Consider the following 22,401-nt stretch of genomic DNA (forward strand, 5'->3'; position numbering starts at 1 on the left):
ACATAAATTTAGTATTAAGTTAATTTAATTTTAAAATATTTTAAATGAAGTATTTAATTCATAATAAGTTTAAAGATTTACAAGAAAGGATTGTTTTTTTGATTGATCATTTTTTAATCGAAGGAAAAATTCTAGTTAACGGACAAAGAAATATAATTAAACTATTTGAATTTGAAGAAATTACGCTCAGTATTAAATCGTTTAAAAAACCAAATTTAATTAACAAAATAGTTTATCGATACTTCAGAAAATCAAAAGCACGTCGTTCCTTCGAATTTGCTTCAAAATTGATGGAAATGCAAATTGGTACTCCTCAACCTGTCGCTTTTTTTGAAAATTATGATTTCATTGGGCTTAAAGATAGTTATTACGTTTGTGAACATTTAGAAAATGTATTTGAATTCAGAGAAATTGTCCAAAATGAAGCTTTTGAAAACCGAGATTTTATTATTAGAAAGTTTGCTCAATTTACCTTTGAAATGCACGAAAAAGGCATTGAATTTTTAGATCATTCACCTGGAAATACTCTAATTCGAAAAAATAACGACGTAAGTTATTCCTTTTTTTTAGTGGACTTGAACCGAATGCAATTTCATGAAACTATGAATTTTCAAACCCGAATGAAGAATTTATCAAAGATTACACATAAGAAAGACATGATTGCAGTAATGAGTAACGAATATGCCAAACTTTCAGGTGATGATGAAAATACAGTTTTTGAAACCATGTGGAAACTAACTTCTGATTTCCAACATCGATTTCATCGAAAAAAAAGAATTAAAAAGAAATTAAAGTTCTGGAAAAAGTAATATTTTTTAAATGTTTAACATCATTTTATTGTAAAATTAAAAATGAAAACCATAGCCATAATCCCAGCACGAGGGGGATCCAAACGCTTACCAGGAAAAAACATAAAACTATTAGGTAGTATTCCTTTGTTGGCACACAGTATTTTGTATGCACAACAACACAAATTTATAAACGCAGTTTATGTTTCCACAGATGATGAAGCAATAAAAAAAGTAGCGTTACAATATGACGCTTTAGTAATCGATAGACCTCAATCACTTTCAGGGGATTTTGAGCATACTGTTTCTGCTTTAAAACATGTTTTAGAATCAATTGATGGAGTAGTTGAAAATGTAATTCTTTTGCAAGCTACTAATCCACTACGACCACAAAATCTATTACATGAAGCTTTTACTATTTTTCAAGAACAACAAACAAATAGTCTGTTTACGGTTTCGCGCAGTCATCATAAATTAGGAAAAATTATAAATAATAGATTTATTCCTCATAACTATGAAGTGGGGCAACGTAGTCAAGATTTAGAGCCCTTATATTACGAAAATGGGTTGCTTTACATTACAAAATCATCCGTTATACTAAATAATGAAATCATTACAAAAGAAGCATTTCCATTAGAAGTCAATCATACTTTTGCTAATGTAGATATCGATACACAAGAAGACTTTGATTATGCAGAGTATTTGCTTAACAAAAAGAACTTTTAACCCATTATCTAACACTTTAAACCAAATAAAAATGAATCCCTACATCGAAATCGCAGGAAGAAAAATAGGACCTGATTTTCCACCCTTAGTTATTGCTGAAATTGGTATTAATCATGAAGGGTCGCTAAAAGTAGCCAAAGAAATGGTAGATGCTGCACATAGAGCAGGAGTTGAGGTAGTGAAACACCAAACCCACATCGTGGCCGATGAAATGAGTGGTGCTGCCAAAAAAGTCATTCCAGGCAATGCTGATGTCTCTATTTATGAAATTATGGAGCGTTGTGCTTTAAACGAAGACGAAGAATTAGAATTGAAAAAATACGTGGAAAGTAAAGGCATGATTTTTATCTCAACACCTTTCTCTCGTGCTGCAGCCGAACGTTTGAAAAAGTTTGATATTCCAGCTTATAAAATTGGTTCGGGAGAATGTAATAATTATCCCTTACTGGAGCATATAGCCTCTTTTGGGAAACCAGTTATTTTGAGTACGGGTATGAATACTATTGAAAGTATTCAAAAAGCAGTTGCTATTTTTGATAAACATAATATTCCAGTTGCCTTATTGCATACTACCAATTTATATCCCACTCCAATTCATTTAGTACGATTTGGCGCCATGATGGAAATGCATCAAGCTTTTCCTGATAAGGTTTTTGGATTATCGGATCATACGTTAAATAATAACGCATGTTTGGGTGCTGTTGCTTTAGGAGCCTCCATTTTAGAACGCCACTTCACCGATCACATGAACCGAACAGGTCCTGATATTGTATGTAGTATGGATGAGCAAGCAACAAAAGAATTAATTATCAACAGTGCCGAGATAGCTCAAATGCGAGGTGGAACCAAAAAACCCGCTGATGAAGAACAAGTAACAATTGATTTTGCTTTTGCAACGGTTTGTTCTATTGCTCCAATTAAAAAAGGAGAAGTGTTAACGAAAGAAAACATTTGGGTAAAACGTCCGGGAACAGGGAAAATTTTAGCGGAGCATTTTGATTCGTTATTAGGAAAAAAAGCCACAAGAGCTATTGCCCATGATGAGCAATTGGATTTTGGGGATTTTGAATAAGATTATAATTCTTTTAAAATAATAATTCCACTATTGTCAAGCTGAGCCTGTCAAAGCCTAATGGAAGTGAATTTTGTTACTAATGACTTCGACAAGCTCAGTCTGACATTGGAGTTAATTGTTTTTAGTAGATATATAAGTTCTTTAATTTTGTAATTCGACTATTGTCAAGCTGAGCTTGTCAAAGCTTAATGGAAGCGAATTGTGCTACTAAGAACTTCGACAAGCTCAGTCTGACATTGGGGTAATCAGTCTGACATTGTAGTAACTAAGATGAATTTGATTTCCGTTGTATTTTGATTCAAAAGAATTAACCAAAAATCCTATATTTGCAACACGATAGCAAACAAAAAATGTCCAAAAAAATCCTATATCTTACCGGTACTCGTGCCGATTTTGGTAAAATAAAATCCTTGATTCAAATTTTGGAAGCGCATCCCGAATTTGAACCTTTTATTTTTGTTACGGGTATGCATTTGCAAAAAGAATATGGTTATACTTTGCTAGAAGTAGAACGCTGTGGTTTTTCCCATATTCATACCTTCGAAAATCACACTCATGAAACTACTATGGATTTGACTTTAGCGAAGACCATTGAAGGACTTTCTGCTTATGTGAAATCTTGCGAGCCTGATATGATTGTCATTCATGGCGATCGAGTGGAAGCCTTAGCAGGAGCTATTGTAGGAAGTTTGAATAATATTTTAGTAGCGCATATTGAAGGAGGAGAAGTCTCTGGAACTATCGATGAGTTGATTCGTCACTCAACCAGTAAAATGAGTCACGTGCATTTTGTTTCTAACCTTCAAGCCAAAAAACGCTTGATTCAAATGGGCGAATTAGAACATGCTATTTTTACAATCGGTTCTCCGGATGTAGATATTATGTTTTCCAATACGTTACCTGATTTAGAAACGGCAAAACAGTATTATGATATTACCTTTGATACCTACGCCGTTGCGATGTTTCATCCGGTGACAACAGAAGCCAAATTCATGCAGGAATATGCAGATCATTTTGTGGATGCTTTATTAGCGGATCATCATAATTATGTGGTAGTGTATCCTAATAACGATTTAGGAAGTCAAACCATTTTAAAAGCGTATGAAAGATTAAAAGGAAATCCTCGTTTTCGAGTTTTTCCATCGTTGCGTTTTGAATATTTTTTAACTCTATTAAAAAAATCCCAGTTCATTATTGGAAACAGTAGTGCGGGTATACGAGAAGCGCCTTATTATGGGTTACCTATTATCAATATTGGCACACGACAACAAAATAGGGCACTTCACGCCGATATCATCAATGTTGATTATACATCGGAACAAATTTCAAAAGCTTTGAGTGTTATTGATACGCATAAAGTACAACCAACAGAAAGTGATTTTGGAAAAGGAAATAGTGCCGAATTGTTTTTGAAATCCCTATTAAATGATGATATTTGGCAACTGAATCATCAAAAACAGTTTAGAGATTTCGAATAATTTTTTTTTAATGTTTTTGCAGAAAAAAAAGACTGAAAAAGAAATTAAAGTTCTGGAAAAAGTACTATTTTTCACTTTTAATTCATTGGATGAAATTATCGGTAATTATCACCACTTACAATTCGGAAGAATGGCTTCAAAAAGTGCTCGTTGGCTATAGTGTCCAAACAGAGTTGGATTTTGAAGTTGTTATTGCTGATGATGGTTCAACCGAAAAGACAAAAAGCATAATAGATTCTTTTAAAGATTCTTTTAAATATCCAATTGTTCATGTTCGGCAAGAAGACAATGGTTTTCAAACATTTTCATTTGCATTACAAAACCATCACGATTTAATAAACCGCCACCTCCTATAATTAAAGAACGTTCAGAGATTTCATTAATAAAATGATTTTTCACTTCTTTATCTTCGCTTTTGTAATCAAAAATATCTAAACTTTTTCCTTTTAAAACATCAAAATAATGATGTGGAGCACAGTAAAAATCGCCAATATTTTTTTTATCAATTCTATGAATATTAACCACATCGTTGTTGTGTTGCTCTTTTTCTAAAATAGATTGGATAACACTTCTTTTAATTAAATTTCGTTTTATGGATTTGAAGATATTCATGAAGGATCTTTTTTTGATACCACAAAACTATAAATTATTTTATATTTGAAGGTAAATCGCCAACATTGTTTTATTTTCGCATTATGAAAAGTACTTTTAATCCCGAATTTTTAGATAAAAAAGAAGTTATCCAAAATTGTGTAACCAATTATTACAATTTAGGCACTTTTATTTATGAAGGAAATAGAAATAGTATCAAGATTTTTGATTTGGAAGACTGTACAATTTGTATAAAAGCATTCAAAAAACCACATCTTTTCAATAAAATAATGTATACTTATTTTAGAAAGAGTAAAGCAAAGCGTTCTTTTGAATATGCAAAATTGTTGCTGGAAAAGGGAATTGGAACACCAAAACCAATTGCTTATTATGAAAATTTTGATGGTTTAGGATTAAACGATAGTTATTATGTTAGCGAGTTTTTGAAAAGCGATTTTAGATACCGAGAATTATTGAAAATGGAGGATGAAGTAATAAAAGAAGCTGTTTTAAGACAATTTGTTGCTTTTACCTATAAGTTACACCAAGCTAATATTGAATTTATTGATCATTCTACTGGAAATACTTTGATAAAAGATTTAGGAAATGGACAATATGCTTTTTATCTAGTAGATTTAAATAGAACCAATTTTGATAAAAAATTGACTTTTGAAGAGCGCATGAAAAATTTCTCCAAATTAACTTCAAGCGAAGCTATCATTGCAATTATGAGTGATGAGTATGCGAAATTGTCAGGAGAAAATAAAGAAATGGTTTTCAATGCCATGTGGAAAGCTACACAAGAATTTCAACATCAGTTTTATAGAAAAAAAAGACTGAAAAAGAAATTAAAGTTCTGGAAAAAGTAGTATTTTCACTTTTTAATTCATTAGATGAAATTATCTGTTATTATTACTACCTACAATTCAGAAGAATGGCTTGCAAAAGTTCTCGAAGGTTATAGTTGCCAAACTGAGCAGAATTTTGAAATAGTTATAGCAGATGATGGTTCAACTTTGAAAACAAAGGAAGTTATTACTTCATTTTCTTCTAAATTTAACTTTCCAATAGTTCATGTTTGGCAACCTGATGAGGGTTTTCAAAAATGTAAAATTCTTAATAAGGCTATTTTAAGTGCTAATTCAGATTACTTATTATTTACTGATGGTGATTGTATTCCGAGAGAAGATTTTGTTGCTCAACATTTAAAGTATAAAGAGGATGGTTATTTTTTGTCAGGTGGTTATTTTAAACTGCCAATGGATACCTCTAAATTAATTGATAGCAATATTATATTAAAGCAACAATGTTTTTCTAAAAGATGGTTAGTTACTAATGGGGTGAAAAATTCTTTTAAATTAACAAAGTTAATAAAGACAAAGTGGTTTGCTGCTTTTATGAATTGGATAACACCTACAAAAAAGACTTTTAATGGTCATAACACATCTTGTTTTAAAAAAGATTTGTTAGAAGTTAATGGGTTTAATGAAGATATGAGTTATGGAGGACTAGATAGAGAAGTTGGTGAACGTCTTTTTAACCTAGGAATATTAGCAAAACAAATTCGTTATAGTGCGGTTTGTGTACATTTAAATCATAAAAGATCTTATAAATCTCTTGAAAATATTAAACGAAATAATGATATAAGGAGATATAATAAATCTCATAATATTATTAAAACACTAAATGGTATTGTAAAAATAACCGATTAATAAAGTATTAAATACAGAATTGAGCTTCATTCAAAGCTAGAATGATGAATTTAAAGAGAAGTTTTTTAGATTAGTTCTTTTTATAGTATTCTTTGTACCATTCTATAAAACTGGCTACTCCTTCAGAAATATTTGTTTTAGGTTCATAATCAAAATCGGCAATTAAATTATCTATATCTGCCCAAGTACTTTCTACATCACCTGCCTGCATAGGCATCATTTCTTTTTGAGCTGTTATTCCAGTAGTTTTTTCTATTTCGGTTATAAATTCCAAAAGTTTTACAGGTTTATTATTACCAATATTGTATATTTTATAATTCGAATCTTCGAAGTTTATAGAGTCAAATTTGTTAATAATCGAGATTATACCGTTGATAATGTCATCAACATAAGTAAAATCACGAGACAAATTTCCATTATTAAAAACTTTAATAGGTTTGTTGTTTAAAACGGCATCCGTAAACAAAAACATAGCCATATCAGGTCTTCCCCAAGGGCCATAAACAGTAAAGAAACGCAAACCAATAGTTTTTATACCATAAAGATGAGAATAAGTGTGCGCCATTAATTCGTTTGATTTTTTAGTAGCAGCATACAAACTGATTGGATGGTCAACATTATCATTTGTAGAAAAAGGAATTTTTTCATTTAGACCATATACACTAGAACTACTTGCAAAAATCAATTTTTCAATATTGTTATTTCTACAGCATTCTAAAATGTTTAAAAATCCCATTACATTGCTTTCAGCATATACAAATGGGTTTTCAATACTATATCGAACTCCTGCTTGTGCTGCCAAGTTAACTACTATATCAAATTTTTCATTTTGAAATAAAATAGGAAGATGCTCGCGATCTTCAAGATTGAGTTTTATGAATTTGAAGTTTTTAGTAGGTAACGAACTGTTGTATAGTACATTTTCAGAAAGACATTGTTCTTGTATCCCTAATTGTTTTAAACGTGCTAATTTTAAATTAGGATCATAATAATCATTTAGGTTGTCTAATCCTACAACTGAATGGTTAGCATTCAAAAGATTAATACATAAATGATAACCAATAAAACCAGCTGCGCCTGTTACTAATACCTTCATACGAACAATTTTGTTATTCAAAGATAGTTTTTAATTGGATTTAAAGAAATTTTTAAAGTAATTAAATTTTTTTCGCATTTGAAATTTTCGAATCAAATTAAGTGGTTTTCTCTTTAATTTTTTTCTTTCATTATTTTCAATAAAAGCAATAGAGGCGTCAATAACCCTTTTGCTAGATAGTCCATCGAAATATGGATGTTCCAATATTATGAAATCGTGAATTTTTGTCATTAATGCTTCTGGTTTACTAAGTGCCAAAAGGATGTTAGATTCTAATTCGGTAGCTTCAAGTGTGTTTATGAAATAATCAAAGGGTTTGTTGTTTCTAAATGTGACAACAGGTTTTTCTTGAATTAAAAATTCTGTAATAATAGATGAAGTGTCAGCAATTAAAACATCTGCGTGTTTTAAAGGCTCTAAAGATTCTAAAAATGGAATATATCGTACATTAGGATAGTTATTCAATTCTTGAAATTTTTCAACAATTTCAACTGCCATTTTTGGATGTAAATTGATAATCCAATTCCATTCATTCTTTTCGATTAATGATTTTATAGTTTTAAAAACTTCCTCATTATGAGCTAAACTTAAAGCTGTAGTAAAGGTAGAAGCAAGAAATATGGTTGGCTTTTCATCAGAAGTTTTTTCTTCTTTTGGGAAAAGAATATCTACTTTAGACCAACCCGTTTCAACTACTTTGAAAAAACCATGCTTTTTTTCAAGTTCTTTAAAATAAGTGGTTGTCGATGGTCCTTGTGTACAATATAAATCAAAAAAGCCTCTAATTCTGAAGTGTCCTTTATCTTTACTTCTTTTGTTAACACTAAATCCATGAAAGACTTGAACTTTTATGCCAGGAAAAAAGTGAGGAACTTCATTTGCTGCAACAAGTACAATATCGGGTTTGTAGACAACAACATCTTCAACGTTATGGAGAATTTCTTCATTATGAGATAACTTACTCTTTGTAGATTCGATTTCAACAAACCATTTTACTGTAAATCCTCTTTTTTTAATTTCTTCTGCTAAGGGAAGTCCAATAGGAATACTGTATGGATGCGCTATATAGATTAAAAACCGATACATTAAGATTTAAGATTTTGATTTAAAAAAGTGTTTAGTTTGTCAGAAAATAATTCAGGTTTTAATTTTAGATAAAAATTAGAATATTCTTCCTTTAATTTTTTTAGTTCAAATTGTTTTTTTAATTCAGGATAAAAATCAAAAAGATGCACACCGATATGAGTCGTTCCATCTTCAAATATACTCCAATTTTCTTTTTTTATCCAAGGAGAAAAAATGGTAAAAGACGGTTTCTTCAAGGCTTTTGCAATATTAACAGCACCACCATCATTTCCAATTATCAACGAGCAATGATACATGATTTTGATAAACGAACGCAAATCACTACCAATTAAATCCAGAACAATACGTTGTTTGGTTTTTTCGTTGCATTTATTGTAGATAGAATGCGCTTCTTTTTGTTGCTTTGGTGTGTAATTAAAAAGAATTTTTACAGCATAATTTTCTGCTACAAAATCAATCAATTTTACCATGTAATCTTCAGGATATGTTTTGCTTACTTCACTTCCTAAAATACTTATCATGATTACTTTTTCAGAAGCTAAATCAATTCCGTACTGTTTGAAAACGGGAATCATTTCTTCTTTTTCAGAATTTAATAAATGTAATTTTGGAAAAGGATCAATGGTATTTTTTTTGATTAATTTTTCAAATAGATTAATTCTTCTTTCAATAGCTAAACCATAATATGATTTTGGTTTACTATGGTGTTTTTCTTTTTGGTTATAAGCGATTCCTAAGCCTTTATTCTGGTAACCAATTCTTTTTGGTGCACCCGAAAAAAGAGTAATCAAGCTGCTTTCTAATTTAGCATACGGATCGATTACGATATCGTATTTTTTACGTCTAATTTGAAGTAAAAACTTAAAGAAAGAAATGTAATTCGCTCTGAATTTATCTTCAAAGAGAATTACATTATCAATATACGGATTGTTTTGTATAACTGGAGTTGTAAATGAATTTACTAAGTAATCCACTTGAGCGTCAGGGTATTCTTTCTTTAGGTTTTCACAAATCATAGAACTAATCAACACATCGCCAATCATTTTTTGTTGGACTACAAGTATTTTCATCTGCATTTAAATTAATTAAACCGCTACGTTATATTCTCTCAACGCATCATTCAACGAAGTTTTCAAATCAGTTGAAGGTTTTCTTTGTCCAATGATTATTGCACATGGAACTTGATATTCACCAGCAGGGAATTTCTTAGTATAACTTCCAGGAATTACTACTGAACGAGCAGGAACAACACCTTTATATTCTACAGGTTCATCTCCAGTTACATCAATAATTTTTGTAGAACCAGTCAAACATACGTTAGCACCTAAAACTGCTTCTTTTCCTACATGAACTCCTTCAACTACAATACATCTTGAACCGATGAATGCTCCATCTTCAATAATAACAGGAGCAGCTTGTAATGGTTCTAAAACACCACCAATTCCAACACCACCCGAAAGGTGAACATGTTTTCCAATTTGTGCACAACTTCCTACAGTTGCCCAAGTATCTACCATCGTACCTTCATCTACGTAAGCACCAATGTTTACATAACTAGGCATCAAAATTACTCCTGAAGAAATATAAGCACCATATCGCGACACAGCATTTGGAACAACACGAATTCCTTTTTCAGCATAATTGCGTTTCAACAACATTTTATCGTGATATTCAAAAATACCCGATTCCCAAGTTTCCATTTTTTGAATAGGGAAGTACATTACTACGGCTTTTTTAACCCATTCGTTTACTTGCCAAGAGCCTGTACTGAGCAATGTCGAAGTATTTTCAACTGGTTCGGCTACACGAAGTTTTCCGCTATCTAATAATTCGATAACTTCTCTAATGGCTTTTTGCGTAGTTTCTTCTTGTAATAAAGCACGATTTTCCCATGCTTGTTCTATTGTTGCTTGTAAATTGGTCATGTTTTTCAAAATTTGAGTAGCAAAGATAAATCATTTGTTTGAAAGCAAAAATCAATAGTTTAAAGTTTGGAGTCTATTTTGTTAAACAAATGCCTTATTTTTGTAAAAAAAATAAAATGTCACGAATTTTAGCCATAGATTACGGAATCAAACGAACTGGAATTGCCGTTACTGATGAAATGCAGATGATAGCTTTTGGGCTAACTACAATTCCATCAGACACAGCAATTACGTTTTTAAAAGACTATTTTTCGAAAGAAAAAGTAGCATGCGTCATCGTTGGTGAACCTAAGCAAATGGACGGAACACCTTCGCAAAGTGCTGAAATTATCAATGCGTTTGTAGCTAAGTTCAAAGTTGCTTTTCCTGAAATGATTTTGGAACGTGTCGATGAACGATTTACTTCCAAAATGGCGTTTCAAACCATGATTGATAGCGGTTTAAATAAAAAGCAACGCCAAAATAAAGCATTGGTTGACGAAATTGCCGCAACAATTATGCTTCAAGATTATTTACATTATAAAAAATAGTACTTTTGCATTCGAAATTTAGAATTCAGAAGTTAGAAATTAGAAAATACAGATTATGATTTTACCAATATACGGATACGGAGAACCAGTTTTACGTAAAGTAGGAGAGGACATTACTCCAGAATATCCGAATCTCAAAGAAACAATCGCGAATATGTATGAAACGATGTATCATGCACATGGCGTTGGTTTGGCGGCTCCACAAGTTGGGTTGCCAATTCGTTTGTTTATTGTAGATACCGAACCATTTAGCGATAGTGATGACGTTTCTAAAGAAGAAGCGGCTTTAATGAAAGATTTTAAAAAAACGTTCATCAATGCAAAAATAATCAAAGAAGAAGGTGATATTTGGGGATTTAACGAAGGATGTTTGAGTATTCCAGATGTGCGTGAAGATGTTTTTCGTCATGATACGATTACAATTGAATATTTTGATGAAGATTTCAATAAGAAAACAGAAGTGTACGACGGTTTAATCGCGCGTGTTATCCAACACGAGTACGATCATATCGAAGGAATTTTATTTACCGATCATTTGTCAATTCTGAAAAAGAAGTTAATTGGGAAGAAATTGCAAAACATTATGGATGGTAAAGCAAGACCCGATTATAAAATGAAATACGTAAACAAAAAAGGACGTTAATAGTAATTAGTTATTAGTGAAAAGTAAATAGCTTTTTAATTAAACTTTTTACTTTTTACGTTTCACTTTTTACTTTAAAATAATATATTTGCCAACCTTAATAAGTAAGAAATATGAGCATTCAAAAAATATTAGCTATTTCTGGGAAACCAGGTTTATATGAATTAAAAATTCAAACACGTACAGGATTTGTTGCTGAATCTTTATTAGACGGAAAAAAGATAACTGTAGGAATGAGAGCTAACGTAAGTTTGTTATCAGAAATTGCAGTGTATACCTATTCTGAAGAAGTGCGTTTAGCAGAAGTTTTCAAAGCAATTGCTACAAAAGAAAACGATGGTATGGCAATGTCTCACAAAGAAGATGATGCGAAATTAAAAGCATATTTCAGAGAAATTTTACCAGAATTTGACGAAGACAGAGTATATACTTCTGACATCAAAAAAATCTTAAACTGGTATAATTTGTTACAACCTAAAGGTTTCGTTTCTGTAGAAGCGTTATCTAAAGAAATCAAACAAGAAGAAGAAACTCCAGTTGCTGAATAAGCTTTGGAAAAATTATACTTTAAAATCCTGCGTTTTCCACGTGGGATTTTTTATTTTTACGATATTATTTCCATCAATATAGTACAGACAAGCCAATGGCTTGTCTCAACAGCCAAGATTAAAAGGCAAATAAGTACAGACAAGCCAATGGCTTGTCTCAACGTCAAATAAACATCACTAATAATGAACACACGCCAACAACAACTACAAGCTTTCAACCGACTTTTAGATATCATGGACGATTTACGCGAAAAATGTCCGTGGGATAAAAAGCAAACGCTGGAAAGTCTACGTCATTTAACGATTGAAGAAACCTATGAATTAGGCGATGCTATTTTAGATAACGATTTAGAAGAAATAAAGAAAGAGTTGGGCGACGTGTTGTTACATATTGTGTTTTATGCGAAAATTGGAAGCGAAACCAATGCTTTTGATATTGGCGATGTAGCCAATTCTATTTGTGATAAATTAATCGATCGTCATCCGCATATTTATGGTGATGTGGTAGTGGCTGATGAAGAGGAAGTAAAGCAAAATTGGGAAAAACTAAAATTGAAAGAAGGCAAAAAATCGGTTTTAGAAGGTGTGCCAAAAAGTTTACCGGCGTTAGTCAAAGCAAGTCGCATTCAAGATAAGGTAAAAGGCGTTGGATTTGATTGGGAAGAACCGCACCAAGTTTGGGATAAAGTACAAGAAGAACTAAACGAACTCCAAGTTGAGGTGCAAGCCGGCAACCAAGATAAAATAGAAGCCGAATTTGGCGATGTTTTGTTCTCCATGATCAATTATGCTCGATTCTTAAAAGTAAACCCAGAAGACGCTTTAGAACGCACCAATAAAAAATTCATCAAACGTTTCCAATATTTAGAAAGCAAAGCCACCGAATTAGGCAAGCCATTAATGGATATGACGCTAGCAGAAATGGATGTTTTTTGGGAAGAAGCGAAGAAGCTTTAGTATTCAGTGGTCAGTTTTCAGTGGTCAGTTTAGTTTGTCATGCTGAACTTGTTACAGTATCTCTTTTTTAAACGCAAAGGCGCTAAGTTTTTTCGCAAAGCACGCAAAGTTTTACCACCAGTTTGTCATGCTGAGGTAACGAAGCATCACATAACGCATATCACACTCAGTTTGTCATGCTGTTAAGCATCTCTTTTATGTCATCCCTACGGGATTTTTTAATGTATTATTTTTTTATTCATAATTATGAAGCTCTTATGGACTTGTGTTAAGAATATTATTTTGAATCGTCTTCTTCACTTTCATGAATTGCTAACTTCTTGTCTAATGTTCTTTCTATAGCGTCAGTTACTTGTTCAATTTTACGTTCTGATTTTTTTTCAATAATCTCAGCAACTTTATTAAGTCCTGGGAATTTTTGAACTTTTTGAATAGTTTTATCTAGTTTATTTGAATTTTCTAACAATTCCATAATAGGATGATCCGATTTGCTATAGTCTGAGATTAGTTTACCAGGATTTTCAGAATACATTTGTAAAAAGTCTTGTAGTAATTTAATTTTTAATTCTTTTGAAATGTTATCTTCTTCTAAATCATGAATTTGTTTAGATAAACCTTCAAAAGTTTTACTTAAAACTTCTTTGTGTGCATATTCTTCAATTAATCTCTTAGATAAATTCATTTTTTTACTAGAAGATATTGATAACCACAAAACAGGTATATACAAGGGAAGAATTGCAATTACCAATTTAGGAGTACGATTAATTATTATATCAAGAGTATCGTTTCCAAATAATGTATAAACTGAAATTATAAAAGGTATTAATGATACTGCAATCATACCCGCAATTCCAAATCCAAATTGTTTTTTATGTTTTTCATAAGATTTATCTTCTTCTTCTTTCTTTTTAGAGAATGCGGATGATAAACCTACAGTTACTGCATTTGGTAATAGATTTTCAATTTTTTTGTTTAATTTTTCGTATCTCTCTTCCCAATCTTTTATTTGATTAGCTATTTTATCACTGTTAACTTTTAATAGATTAGTAGTTTTATCATTTGTTTCATTTTCTAAGATGTCAAATTTATCTTCATATTCGCTTACCCGTTCTTCAAGCCCTTCTAGTGATTCTTCAAGTTCTTGTTTTGAGCCTTTAATTATAGTTGTATTACCTTCTTCATCTTCATCTTCATAGCCTAAAATCTCATTATATAAGGTTTCAAGTTCTATTTTTCTATTATTTATTGATTTTAATAATTGAGTTGATTTGCTTTCATTCTCTTTGATTTTTGTAATTGAAGTCTCTAATTCAATAATTTCTGTTTCAAAATCTGGGTGATTATTAACGGTTTCTTCAAAATCAGAAATAACATCATTTAAACTGTCAATTTTCTGGTTCAATAAATCTAATTTTTCTAAGGCTTCATTATTATGATTATTGAAACTTTCAAAATCTTTTTTTATATTGTCTAAAGTCTCAGAACACTCATCTTGAAGATTTTTAACTTGTGCGTTGATTGTTTCTAAGTTGTTGAAAATAGATTTAGCATCAACTAAAGTTTGATTTGTCTTATTGCGATATTCTGATGCTTTTCTTGAAGATTCTTTAGCTTCTTTCTCGTATTCAGGACTACGTTTTTGTAATTCAGTAATTGTATTTTTGAAATTATTAAGTTGAATTATTAATGAATTATATGATTCAAAACTTTTATCAACTTTTTTTTCAATATTTTTTATTCTTTGTAAAGTTTCTTTACTATCAAAAATCCCCATGATTATATATTAAAGTTATACTAATAGTTTAAGTTTGAATTGTTTTGGTTACTTGTTTAATCAAGTTATTTAACAAATATAACCAAACTCCTATAACCTATACTATAGTTTTTCTACACATTTACAACAAGTTATAAACAAAAAAATCCCGAGCTTTCACTCGGGATTCTATCTTACATATTTTTAATTTGCTGTAGCTTTTCTTTCCACAATTTCAAGTCGTCTTTGTGGCGTTCAATGTTTTTCTGAACTTCTTTAATAAAAGGATTTTCACCTTTAGAACTACTGCTAATAAACTGAATGTTGTTCTCTAACTGGAAAATTTCGCTTTGTACTTCGTCGATTTTCTTTCTAATAAAGAATTGCTCTTGTTCTAAAGCTCTGCGGTCGTCACCTTCCGATAATTGCTCTAAACGATTGTTAAAACGCATCATTTCGGTGTCTTTTTTAGATAGGCTTAGTTTTTCAAATAAAGCATCTAAAATCTTATTGAATTTTCCTTCAATGTGTCTTCTGTTGAAAGGCACTTTTCCAAAGGTTTTCCAAGTCGCAATATGAGCTTTTATCGCATCTAAATCCGCTTTGTGCTCACCAGTTAAAGCGAATGATTTTAACTCTTCTAAGAATGCTTTTTTCTTTTCAAAGGCTTCTACTTCTTCACCAGTTTCGGCATTTTTAGCTTCGTGCATTCTATCAAAATACGCATTACACGCATCTTTAAAGTCTTTCCAAATACTATCCGAATATTTACGAGGCACGTGACCAATTTTCTTCCAATCGTCCTGAATTTTCTTCATAATTGGAGTCGTAGCAGCGAAATCAGTACTTTCTTTTAACGATTTTGCTTTTTCAACTAATTCTAATTTCTTAGTTAAATTTTCGTTTTGTTCGTGTTTGATGTCTTTATAGAAAACGTTTTTATTCGCATTAAAAGCTCGAACCGCATTTTTAAAGTTGGCCCAAGTTTCCTCAGTTACTTCCGCTGGCACTTTTCCTGCTTTAAAGAACGCATCGCGCAACGCTTCCATTTTCTGAATTTGCGCTTGCCATCCACTGTGTGAATCGATTTTCTCGGTTCCTAAAGCGATGATTTGTGAAATAATTTCGTTTTTAATCGCTAAGTTTTCAGTTTCTTTTCCTCTCGCTTCTGCGTATAAAGCTTCACGTTTATCGTGCATTTGTTTGGTAATTTCACTGAATTCGTTCCAAATCGCTTCTCTGTGTTCACGATCAACTGGACCAATTTCTTCTTTCCAAACGCGGTGTAACAATTGCAATTCTCGGAAGGCTTTCAATACATCTTCTTCGTTTAGCAATTCTTTCGCTTTAGCAATAATTAGTTGCTTTTGCTCTAAATTGTGTTTCAAATCTAAATCACGCGCTTCTTTGTCTAAGTGCATGATGTCGTAAAAACGCTCTATATGAAAATGGTAGTTGTTCCACAAGATGTTGTATTTATCTCTTGGAATCGCACCGGCATTTTTCCAACGCTCACGAATGTCGTTTACTTTTTTGAACATATCGCTAATGCTCGTATCACCTGAATCGATTAAGTTTTTCAACTCGTCGATTAAGCTTTCACGAACAGCGAAATTCTGTTCTAAATTGTTTTGTAATTGTTTGAAGTGTTTCGCTTTACTTGCTTTGTAAGCGTTGTAAATGCCATCAAACTTATTTTTTAAAGGAAAGTGATACTCAAAATCTAAACCTTCTTCGTTGTTTTGAGCTAAGAATTCCTCTTTTTTCTCGTCTATAAAATGGTGGTATTTGTCCGAAAAAGCTTTTCTAATGCCTTCTACATGGTCTTTAATCGCCATTACTTTTTCGTTCTCAACTAATTTTTCAAGTTCCTCGGTTAAGGCTTCCATCGACATCGCATCGTAATCCAAAACTGGAATTTCGTGCTTTTCTTTTATCGAATCATCTTCGCTTTCTTCTGCATTAGAATTGTCTATTTCCTCTAATACCGATTGACTAATAATGGTAACACCATCTAATTGTTCCATTTGGTCTTGTCCATCTGCGTTGTGCAGGTTATCATGTGTTGCTTCTGACATTGTGTAAATGCTTAAGGTTACTAATATTGTGTGAAGATACTAAAGCACTCCGAAAATTCAAAAAAAATCGTCTAATTATCGCTTATTTTCTTTGAAACGAGTGTTTTGGGCTTTCTTGCCATCCATTTTCCCGCTATCCGCTAAACATGGTATCGCTTGTATCGGGGTTAGATAGCTATCAAAAGGCTTTCTTGGGATTGATTTTTTGAAGAAGTTTTAGTTTTGTACTTTTTCATCAGACTAATTTAAAAATGCCGTTAGGCATGACATCCCAGTAATTAATGAAATGAATAAGAAAAAAATCCCGTAGGGATGACATAAAAGAGATGAGATGCTTGACAGCATGACAAACTAAACGTAAAACTTTGCGAAAACCTTAGCGTCTTTGCGTTTAAGAAAACCTATTCATTCCAAATCTTCCAAGCTTTTTCCGCCTGTAAAACCAACATTTCGTAACCGTTTTTAGTCACGGCGCCTTGGGCTTTAGCCTTTTTTAAAAATGCAGTTTCTTCTGGATTGTAAATTAAGTCGTAAGCAATGTGTTTTTTGGTAAATAAACTGTAATCTAAATTCGGACAATCGTCTACATTAGGATGCGTTCCTACTGGAGTAGTATTGATGATAATGGTATATTCTTCGAAAATAGCAGCGTCTAATTCTTCGTATTTGTATTGAAATTCATCGGCTGTTCTAGAAACAAAATCATATTCGATTTTTAAACTTCGTAAGGCGTAAGCAATGGCTTTACTTGCGCCACCAGTTCCTAAAATCAATGCTTTTTTATGATGGTCTTTCAGTAAAGGTTTTATCGATTTTTTGAATCCGTGATAATCGGTATTGTAGCCTTTTAGTTTTTTCTTTTTGGAAATGGTTATGCAGTTTACAGCGCCAATTTTCTTAGCTGTTTTTGATAATTTATCCAAATACGGAATAATCTCTTCTTTGTACGGAATCGTCACGTTTAAACCACGTAACCCTTTAATTTCGGTAATTACTTTTGGAAACTCTTTGATGCTTTCAATGTCGTAATTCTTGTATTCGCAATTGTCAAAATGACCAATTTCAAACTTTTCATTAAAATATTTTTTTGAAAAAGAATAGCTTATGTTTCGGCCAATTAAGCCAAATTTCAACTGTTTTTTTGTTTTCTTTTTCATTGGTAAAAGATTTTCAGAGTTTATAAAGAATCAAATTTAAATAGTATTTTATTATAAATTGTTAAGACAATGTTTATTTTTTAAATGAAGTGAAATAAAATTATTTTTTTGCTAGTTTCTTTTTAATTACTTTTATAATAACAGGAGAAACTGAAAGTAGTGTTATTAATAAAATAACTATATCAAAATTTTCTTTCACCCAAACCACCTGACCTAAGAAGTAACCTAAAAAGGTTAAACTGGTTACCCAAATAAAAGCGCCTAAAACACAAAAAACAATATATTTAATGTACGGCATGCTTCCTGCACCAGCCACAAAAGGCGCAATGGTTCTTAAAACAGGAACAAAACGAGCCATGATAATTGCTTTTCCTCCATTTTTTTCGAAGAAAGTTTCGGTATGTGTTATGTATTCTTTTTTAAGAAATAATATTTTTTTTCTTTTTTTGATGAGATTCCCAAATTTGTTTCCCACAAAATAGTTTAAGTTGTCTCCTAATAATGCAGCAATTATAAGAAGAGGAATTATAATAGACATGCTTAATTGCCCAGTAGATGCCGCTATTACACCTATCGCAAAAAGTAAGGAATCTCCAGGTAAAAGAGGCATAAAAACAAAGCCAGTTTCTGCAAAAATAACTAAGAATAAAATGAAGTAAATTAGGTAATCGTATTGGTGAATTAAATCTTGAATTACAGTTAAAGGATCACTCAAAAAGGCAGATAAAAAATCGATAATTTCCATTATGGTGGTTGGGGTATTTTAAATTTTTAGGTTTTGGTTTGTTTGGGGCAATAGTTCTATTTAAAAGCTTGTTTTTAGCTAAGATTGAACTTCGGTAGTTTTTTTCTTTTTAAATAGTTTGATGATAATGGGTAAAACAGAAATAATAATAATAGATAAAACTACTTTTTCGAAGTTTGCTTTTACCCAAGGCACTTGTCCTAAGAAATATCCTAAGAAAGTAATGCTAGTTACCCAAATAATAGCGCCTGTGATGCAATAGAAAATATATCTGTAATATTGCATACTTCCGGCTCCAGCCACAAATGGAGCAATGGTGCGAACGATAGGAACAAAGCGCGCCATAATAACTGCTTTTCCTCCGTTTTTTTCAAAGAAAGTTTCGGTTTGTGTGATGTACTCTTTTTTTAGAAATAGAATTTTCTTTTTCTCTTTAATTAATTCGCCGAATTTATGTCCAACAAAATAATTTAGATTATCGCCAAGTAAAGCTGCCACAATCAGCAACGGAATTATAATTGCCATGCTTAATTGTCCTGTAGTTGCTGCAATAACTCCAATAGCAAATAGCATGGAATCACCAGGTAATAAAGGCATGATAACAAATCCGGTTTCTACGAAAACAACTAGGAATAAAATGAAATAAATCAGGTTGTCATATTGTTGAATTAATTCTTGAATTACAGTTAAAGGGTCTTTTAAAAATTCTAATAAAAAGTGTACTATTTCCATTAATTGGGGACTATTTTTTAAACTTTGATATCGTATTCTGAACTTCTGTTCTTTCCCAAACTACTGGGAATAACTCTTGAAACAAAGATAAGTGTTTTGGTTCTAATTTCATTCCATTGATTAGATGAAGATTTCCTTTTGTAACATCGTCCATAAGAAAATACAATCCAGCCAAACGGTATTCGATTTCATATTCATCTGGTAAAACACTACTTGCTTCTAAAAGAATTTCGATAGCGGTATCAAACTCGCCTAAATATTGTAAAACATCCGTCCAAAGCGTGAAAGTATCTAGATTGATATCGCCACATTCAAATGCTTTTCGGTAACCATATTCTGCTTCTTCAAAGAAATGTAAGGCGCTATTTACCGCAGCAAAACGTTTCCAATATAACGAATTGTCACCATCAATTCCAATCGCTTTGTTAACATAGTATAAGGCTTTTTGGAAGTTTTTTTGTCGAATATAAAAATCAGTAATCGCAATCCAACCTTTGTCTAACAACGGATCTTCGTGAACTGTTTTTAGGTAATAATTTAATGCGAATTCGGTGTTTCCTAAACGTTCGTAACATTTTGCTACACGAAGTAATACAAATGAAGAAGGATCGTCTAACTCTAATGCAACGTTATAGCAATCAATTGCTTCTTGATATTTTTTTAGCTTTTCATACGATTTTGCTTTCTCCATGTACGCTCCTAAGAAGGTTTCGTCAATTAAAGTTGCATAATCGAAAGCCCAAACTGCTTTTTCGTAGTTTTTCAACGCATAATATTGGCGACCTAACTGATGCCAAGCCACTTCACTATACGGATTTTTATCAATGAATTTGTTTAGATAAACAATGGCATCTTCATTCTGATCTAAGAAATCAAAACAATAGACCACGTTGTAAAGTGCTGAGTAATCTTCAGTATCTTCATCTAAACATTTGATGAAATTTTCTTTAGCCATTTCTAAATTATCCATGAACAGATATTCCATTCCAATCATAGAATAAACGTCAGCATAATCATCAGTATATTTCAAAGCGATTTTCAGAAAAGAAATAGCCTTTTCATGTTCGTCTCTTTTTGAGTAAATATTGGCTTTTTGAATGTAGATTTCTTCGTTAGTTGGTTCAATAGCGTACAACTCGTTTAGTAACTTTTCAGCAATTTCGAGTTTGTCTTCATAAACCAACATTTCTACCTGAACTAATTTTAATCCAGTAGATTTTGGATGTTGTTCTAAACCTAATTTAAGCGCTCTTTTAGCCAAATTCAATCGGCCAGTATCCATATAATGAAGAATAATATCTTCAAATTCTTCTGAATCAAAGAAAAAAACTTTGTTGGTTTTTAACATCGATTCAAATTTAGATAAGGACAAGCTGTTTTCTTCTTCTTCGTGACTCAAATTCATAGCGCTTCGTTTTATGATTTTATCCTTATTAAAATTAAGGAATAATATTGGGGTAGTGGTTTTAGGGGCGAATTGTTTTAAACAATTTAATTAACAATTTTAAGTTTAAAATTGATTTTAGATTAAAAAAGTTCTAATTCCTATTTCCAACTTCCTACTTCATTTCTTTTTCTATCTCATTTAATACCTCAATAATAATGCCACAACCTTTTGTAATTTCTTCATTACTAATGGTTAATGGCGGTGTAATTCGAACAGCGCAACCTTCAAAAAGGAGCCAAAATAAAATAACACCTCTTTTATGACAGCGTAAAATTACTTCATTCGTAATTTCAGGAGAATCGGTCATTGCTGCTAGCATAAGTCCTCGACCTCGAATTTCCTTGATTAGTGGATGCACTAAAAGCTTCTTGAAAAGTTGTTCTTTTTCTAAAGCTTCTTGCATTAAATTGGTTTCTGTTATTTCTTGTAATGTTGCCAAACTCGCTGCCGCTATGACAGGATGTCCGCCAAAAGTGGTAATATGACCTAATTTTGGATCATGACTTAGTAAATCCATCATTTTGGCTGAAGCGGTGAAAGCTCCTACAGGCATTCCGCCACCCATTCCTTTTCCCATAACCACCACATCAGGAATAACATCGTAGTTTTGAAATCCGAAAAGTTTTCCGGTGCGACCAAATCCGGGTTGGATTTCGTCTAGTATCATGATAGCACCCACTTCATCACAACGTTGGCGTACTTTTTTAAGAAAATCGTTTTGAGGTTCAATAAAACCTGCACCACCTTGAATCGTTTCTAATAAAACTCCAGCTGTTTTGGTGGTGATTTTTTCTAAATCCGCTTCATTATTAAACGTAATGAAATCCACATCAGGAATTAAAGGACGAAATATTTGCTTGCGTTCTTCGAATCCCATTACACTCATGCTTCCCATAGTGTTACCATGATACGCATTGTGACACGAAATCAACTGACTTCTTCCTGTTACACGACGAGCTAATTTTAAAGCACCTTCAATAGCTTCCGTTCCTGAGTTTACCAAATACGTTTTCGTAAGTGGATAGGGAAGATTTTCGGCCAATAATTTACATAATTCCGTTGCTGGATGTTGGGCATATTCGCCATACACCATAACGTGAGAATAGGTGTCTAATTGTTTTTTGATGGCATCATTCACGCGTTGTGGTTGATGCCCTAAGGTGTTTGCTGAAACTCCGGCAACCATATCCAAATAGGCATTGCCATCAGTATCGTAAATATAAGAACCCTTAGCGTGGGAAATTTCTATGGCTAATGGGTGAGGTGAGGTTTGTGCTTGGTATTTAAAAAAATCTTCAATCATTTTATTGTAGAATCGTTAATGTGTTAAATTG

23 protein-coding genes are annotated in these 22,401 nt (G+C 32.0%); 11 read left to right on the forward strand and 12 right to left on the reverse strand.

Annotated features, from left to right (window positions below; all coding sequences use genetic code 11):
- Positions 1-44: 44 nt before the first annotated feature.
- The 5 genes from BP92_RS0102820 (at position 45) to BP92_RS16875 (ending at position 4,423) form a co-directional block, all read left to right on the forward strand.
- The gene (locus BP92_RS0102820; RefSeq protein WP_026724653.1) at positions 45-809 is read left to right on the forward strand and encodes a lipopolysaccharide kinase InaA family protein; all 765 of its coding nucleotides are present in this window, start codon (positions 45-47) and stop codon (positions 807-809) included.
- A 42-nt stretch (positions 810-851) separates the two neighbouring features.
- Complete coding sequence (locus BP92_RS0102825; protein WP_026724654.1) at positions 852-1,514, forward strand: acylneuraminate cytidylyltransferase family protein; 663 nt, start codon at positions 852-854, stop codon at positions 1,512-1,514.
- A gap of 31 nt (positions 1,515-1,545) precedes the next feature.
- Positions 1,546-2,586, forward strand: coding sequence for an N-acetylneuraminate synthase (gene neuB / locus BP92_RS0102830; protein WP_026724655.1), 1,041 nt, complete (start codon positions 1,546-1,548; stop codon positions 2,584-2,586).
- Positions 2,587-2,939: 353 nt separating this feature from the next.
- Positions 2,940-4,067, forward strand: a complete 1,128-nt coding sequence (gene neuC / locus BP92_RS0102835; protein ID WP_026724656.1) for a UDP-N-acetylglucosamine 2-epimerase — start codon at positions 2,940-2,942, stop codon at positions 4,065-4,067.
- Positions 4,068-4,156: 89 nt separating this feature from the next.
- Complete coding sequence (locus BP92_RS16875; protein WP_084329631.1) at positions 4,157-4,423, forward strand: glycosyltransferase; 267 nt, start codon at positions 4,157-4,159, stop codon at positions 4,421-4,423.
- Here the strand turns inward: BP92_RS16875 and BP92_RS17190 are convergent.
- Complete coding sequence (locus BP92_RS17190) at positions 4,320-4,679, reverse strand: hypothetical protein (protein ID WP_026724657.1); 360 nt, start codon at positions 4,677-4,679, stop codon at positions 4,320-4,322. The genes BP92_RS16875 and BP92_RS17190 overlap by 104 nt on opposite strands.
- An 83-nt stretch (positions 4,680-4,762) precedes the next feature.
- Here BP92_RS17190 and BP92_RS0102850 point away from each other — a divergent pair, with 83 nt between their 5' ends.
- Positions 4,763-5,527, forward strand: coding sequence for a lipopolysaccharide kinase InaA family protein (locus tag BP92_RS0102850; RefSeq protein ID WP_026724658.1), 765 nt, complete (start codon positions 4,763-4,765; stop codon positions 5,525-5,527).
- A gap of 24 nt (positions 5,528-5,551) precedes the next feature.
- The gene (locus tag BP92_RS0102855) at positions 5,552-6,370 is read left to right on the forward strand and encodes a glycosyltransferase family 2 protein (RefSeq protein ID WP_026724659.1); all 819 of its coding nucleotides are present in this window, start codon (positions 5,552-5,554) and stop codon (positions 6,368-6,370) included.
- Between the two features lie 70 nt (positions 6,371-6,440).
- Here the strand turns inward: BP92_RS0102855 and BP92_RS0102860 are convergent, their stop codons facing one another.
- Genes BP92_RS0102860 through BP92_RS0102875 form a run of 4 tightly spaced genes read right to left on the reverse strand, consistent with a single transcriptional unit; the run spans position 6,441 to position 10,477 of the window.
- Positions 6,441-7,466, reverse strand: a complete 1,026-nt coding sequence (locus BP92_RS0102860) for an NAD-dependent epimerase (RefSeq protein ID WP_026724660.1) — start codon at positions 7,464-7,466, stop codon at positions 6,441-6,443.
- Between the two features lie 30 nt (positions 7,467-7,496).
- Entirely contained in the window at positions 7,497-8,552 is a 1,056-nt protein-coding gene (locus BP92_RS0102865; RefSeq protein ID WP_051604362.1) for a UDP-N-acetylglucosamine 2-epimerase, read from the reverse strand.
- Positions 8,552-9,622 (reverse strand): glycosyltransferase family 9 protein, encoded by a 1,071-nt coding sequence (locus tag BP92_RS0102870; RefSeq protein ID WP_026724662.1) that lies wholly within the window; start codon positions 9,620-9,622, stop codon positions 8,552-8,554. The genes BP92_RS0102865 and BP92_RS0102870 overlap by 1 nt, the downstream gene beginning before the upstream one ends.
- A gap of 15 nt (positions 9,623-9,637) precedes the next feature.
- Complete coding sequence (locus BP92_RS0102875) at positions 9,638-10,477, reverse strand: 2,3,4,5-tetrahydropyridine-2,6-dicarboxylate N-succinyltransferase (RefSeq protein ID WP_026724663.1); 840 nt, start codon at positions 10,475-10,477, stop codon at positions 9,638-9,640.
- 116 nt (positions 10,478-10,593) lie between these two features.
- On the opposite strand from BP92_RS0102875, the gene ruvX reads away from it, so the two are divergent.
- The 4 genes from ruvX to mazG all read left to right on the forward strand — a co-directional run bounded on the left by ruvX (position 10,594) and on the right by mazG (position 13,155).
- Positions 10,594-11,007, forward strand: a complete 414-nt coding sequence (gene ruvX, locus BP92_RS0102880; protein ID WP_026724664.1) for a Holliday junction resolvase RuvX — start codon at positions 10,594-10,596, stop codon at positions 11,005-11,007.
- Between the two features lie 55 nt (positions 11,008-11,062).
- Positions 11,063-11,650: a peptide deformylase gene (gene def, locus BP92_RS0102885; RefSeq protein ID WP_026724665.1), complete on the forward strand. Its 588-nt coding sequence runs from the start codon at positions 11,063-11,065 to the stop codon at positions 11,648-11,650.
- Between the two features lie 113 nt (positions 11,651-11,763).
- Positions 11,764-12,198 carry a DUF5606 family protein gene (locus BP92_RS15690; RefSeq protein ID WP_035692731.1) on the forward strand — a complete coding sequence of 145 codons (435 nt, stop codon included), beginning with the start codon at positions 11,764-11,766 and terminating at the stop codon, positions 12,196-12,198.
- Positions 12,199-12,381: 183 nt separating this feature from the next.
- On the forward strand, positions 12,382-13,155 hold the full coding sequence (mazG, locus tag BP92_RS0102895; RefSeq protein ID WP_026724666.1) for a nucleoside triphosphate pyrophosphohydrolase: 774 nt from the start codon (positions 12,382-12,384) through the stop codon (positions 13,153-13,155).
- Between the two features lie 277 nt (positions 13,156-13,432).
- Here mazG and BP92_RS0102900 read toward each other — a convergent pair whose 3' ends face one another.
- The 7 genes from BP92_RS0102900 to BP92_RS0102930 form a co-directional block, all read right to left on the reverse strand.
- On the reverse strand, positions 13,433-14,929 hold the full coding sequence (locus tag BP92_RS0102900; protein WP_026724667.1) for a coiled-coil domain-containing protein: 1,497 nt from the start codon (positions 14,927-14,929) through the stop codon (positions 13,433-13,435).
- Positions 14,930-15,102: 173 nt separating this feature from the next.
- Positions 15,103-16,986 carry a DUF349 domain-containing protein gene (locus BP92_RS0102905; RefSeq protein ID WP_026724668.1) on the reverse strand — a complete coding sequence of 628 codons (1,884 nt, stop codon included), beginning with the start codon at positions 16,984-16,986 and terminating at the stop codon, positions 15,103-15,105.
- A 401-nt stretch (positions 16,987-17,387) separates the two neighbouring features.
- The gene (locus tag BP92_RS0102910; protein WP_026724669.1) at positions 17,388-18,143 is read right to left on the reverse strand and encodes a shikimate dehydrogenase family protein; all 756 of its coding nucleotides are present in this window, start codon (positions 18,141-18,143) and stop codon (positions 17,388-17,390) included.
- 100 nt (positions 18,144-18,243) lie between these two features.
- On the reverse strand, positions 18,244-18,888 hold the full coding sequence (locus BP92_RS0102915; RefSeq protein ID WP_026724670.1) for a VTT domain-containing protein: 645 nt from the start codon (positions 18,886-18,888) through the stop codon (positions 18,244-18,246).
- 78 nt (positions 18,889-18,966) lie between these two features.
- On the reverse strand, positions 18,967-19,620 hold the full coding sequence (locus BP92_RS0102920; RefSeq protein WP_026724671.1) for a VTT domain-containing protein: 654 nt from the start codon (positions 19,618-19,620) through the stop codon (positions 18,967-18,969).
- Positions 19,621-19,630: 10 nt separating this feature from the next.
- Complete coding sequence (locus BP92_RS0102925) at positions 19,631-21,025, reverse strand: tetratricopeptide repeat protein (protein WP_026724672.1); 1,395 nt, start codon at positions 21,023-21,025, stop codon at positions 19,631-19,633.
- Between the two features lie 154 nt (positions 21,026-21,179).
- Positions 21,180-22,370 (reverse strand): aspartate aminotransferase family protein, encoded by a 1,191-nt coding sequence (locus tag BP92_RS0102930; RefSeq protein ID WP_026724673.1) that lies wholly within the window; start codon positions 22,368-22,370, stop codon positions 21,180-21,182.
- Positions 22,371-22,401: the final 31 nt, after the last annotated feature.

The organism is Flavobacterium sasangense DSM 21067, from assembly GCF_000686885.1.
In the GTDB taxonomy this organism is placed as follows: Bacteria; Bacteroidota; Bacteroidia; order Flavobacteriales; family Flavobacteriaceae; genus Flavobacterium; species Flavobacterium sasangense.

Coding starts and splice junctions, on each gene's coding strand:
- BP92_RS0102820 (WP_026724653.1), top strand. CDS start 45: ATGAAGTATTTAATTCATAATAAGTTTAAAGATTTACAAGAAAGGATT.
- BP92_RS0102825 (WP_026724654.1), top strand. CDS start 852: ATGAAAACCATAGCCATAATCCCAGCACGAGGGGGATCCAAACGCTTA.
- neuB (WP_026724655.1), top strand. CDS start 1,546: ATGAATCCCTACATCGAAATCGCAGGAAGAAAAATAGGACCTGATTTT.
- neuC (WP_026724656.1), top strand. CDS start 2,940: ATGTCCAAAAAAATCCTATATCTTACCGGTACTCGTGCCGATTTTGGT.
- BP92_RS16875 (WP_084329631.1), top strand. CDS start 4,157: ATGAAATTATCGGTAATTATCACCACTTACAATTCGGAAGAATGGCTT.
- BP92_RS17190 (WP_026724657.1), bottom strand. CDS start 4,679: ATGAATATCTTCAAATCCATAAAACGAAATTTAATTAAAAGAAGTGTT.
- BP92_RS0102850 (WP_026724658.1), top strand. CDS start 4,763: ATGAAAAGTACTTTTAATCCCGAATTTTTAGATAAAAAAGAAGTTATC.
- BP92_RS0102855 (WP_026724659.1), top strand. CDS start 5,552: ATGAAATTATCTGTTATTATTACTACCTACAATTCAGAAGAATGGCTT.
- BP92_RS0102860 (WP_026724660.1), bottom strand. CDS start 7,466: ATGAAGGTATTAGTAACAGGCGCAGCTGGTTTTATTGGTTATCATTTA.
- BP92_RS0102865 (WP_051604362.1), bottom strand. CDS start 8,552: ATGTATCGGTTTTTAATCTATATAGCGCATCCATACAGTATTCCTATT.
- BP92_RS0102870 (WP_026724662.1), bottom strand. CDS start 9,622: ATGAAAATACTTGTAGTCCAACAAAAAATGATTGGCGATGTGTTGATT.
- BP92_RS0102875 (WP_026724663.1), bottom strand. CDS start 10,477: ATGACCAATTTACAAGCAACAATAGAACAAGCATGGGAAAATCGTGCT.
- ruvX (WP_026724664.1), top strand. CDS start 10,594: ATGTCACGAATTTTAGCCATAGATTACGGAATCAAACGAACTGGAATT.
- def (WP_026724665.1), top strand. CDS start 11,063: ATGATTTTACCAATATACGGATACGGAGAACCAGTTTTACGTAAAGTA.
- BP92_RS15690 (WP_035692731.1), top strand. CDS start 11,764: ATGAGCATTCAAAAAATATTAGCTATTTCTGGGAAACCAGGTTTATAT.
- mazG (WP_026724666.1), top strand. CDS start 12,382: ATGAACACACGCCAACAACAACTACAAGCTTTCAACCGACTTTTAGAT.
- BP92_RS0102900 (WP_026724667.1), bottom strand. CDS start 14,929: ATGGGGATTTTTGATAGTAAAGAAACTTTACAAAGAATAAAAAATATT.
- BP92_RS0102905 (WP_026724668.1), bottom strand. CDS start 16,986: ATGTCAGAAGCAACACATGATAACCTGCACAACGCAGATGGACAAGAC.
- BP92_RS0102910 (WP_026724669.1), bottom strand. CDS start 18,143: ATGAAAAAGAAAACAAAAAAACAGTTGAAATTTGGCTTAATTGGCCGA.
- BP92_RS0102915 (WP_026724670.1), bottom strand. CDS start 18,888: ATGGAAATTATCGATTTTTTATCTGCCTTTTTGAGTGATCCTTTAACT.
- BP92_RS0102920 (WP_026724671.1), bottom strand. CDS start 19,620: ATGGAAATAGTACACTTTTTATTAGAATTTTTAAAAGACCCTTTAACT.
- BP92_RS0102925 (WP_026724672.1), bottom strand. CDS start 21,025: ATGAATTTGAGTCACGAAGAAGAAGAAAACAGCTTGTCCTTATCTAAA.
- BP92_RS0102930 (WP_026724673.1), bottom strand. CDS start 22,370: ATGATTGAAGATTTTTTTAAATACCAAGCACAAACCTCACCTCACCCA.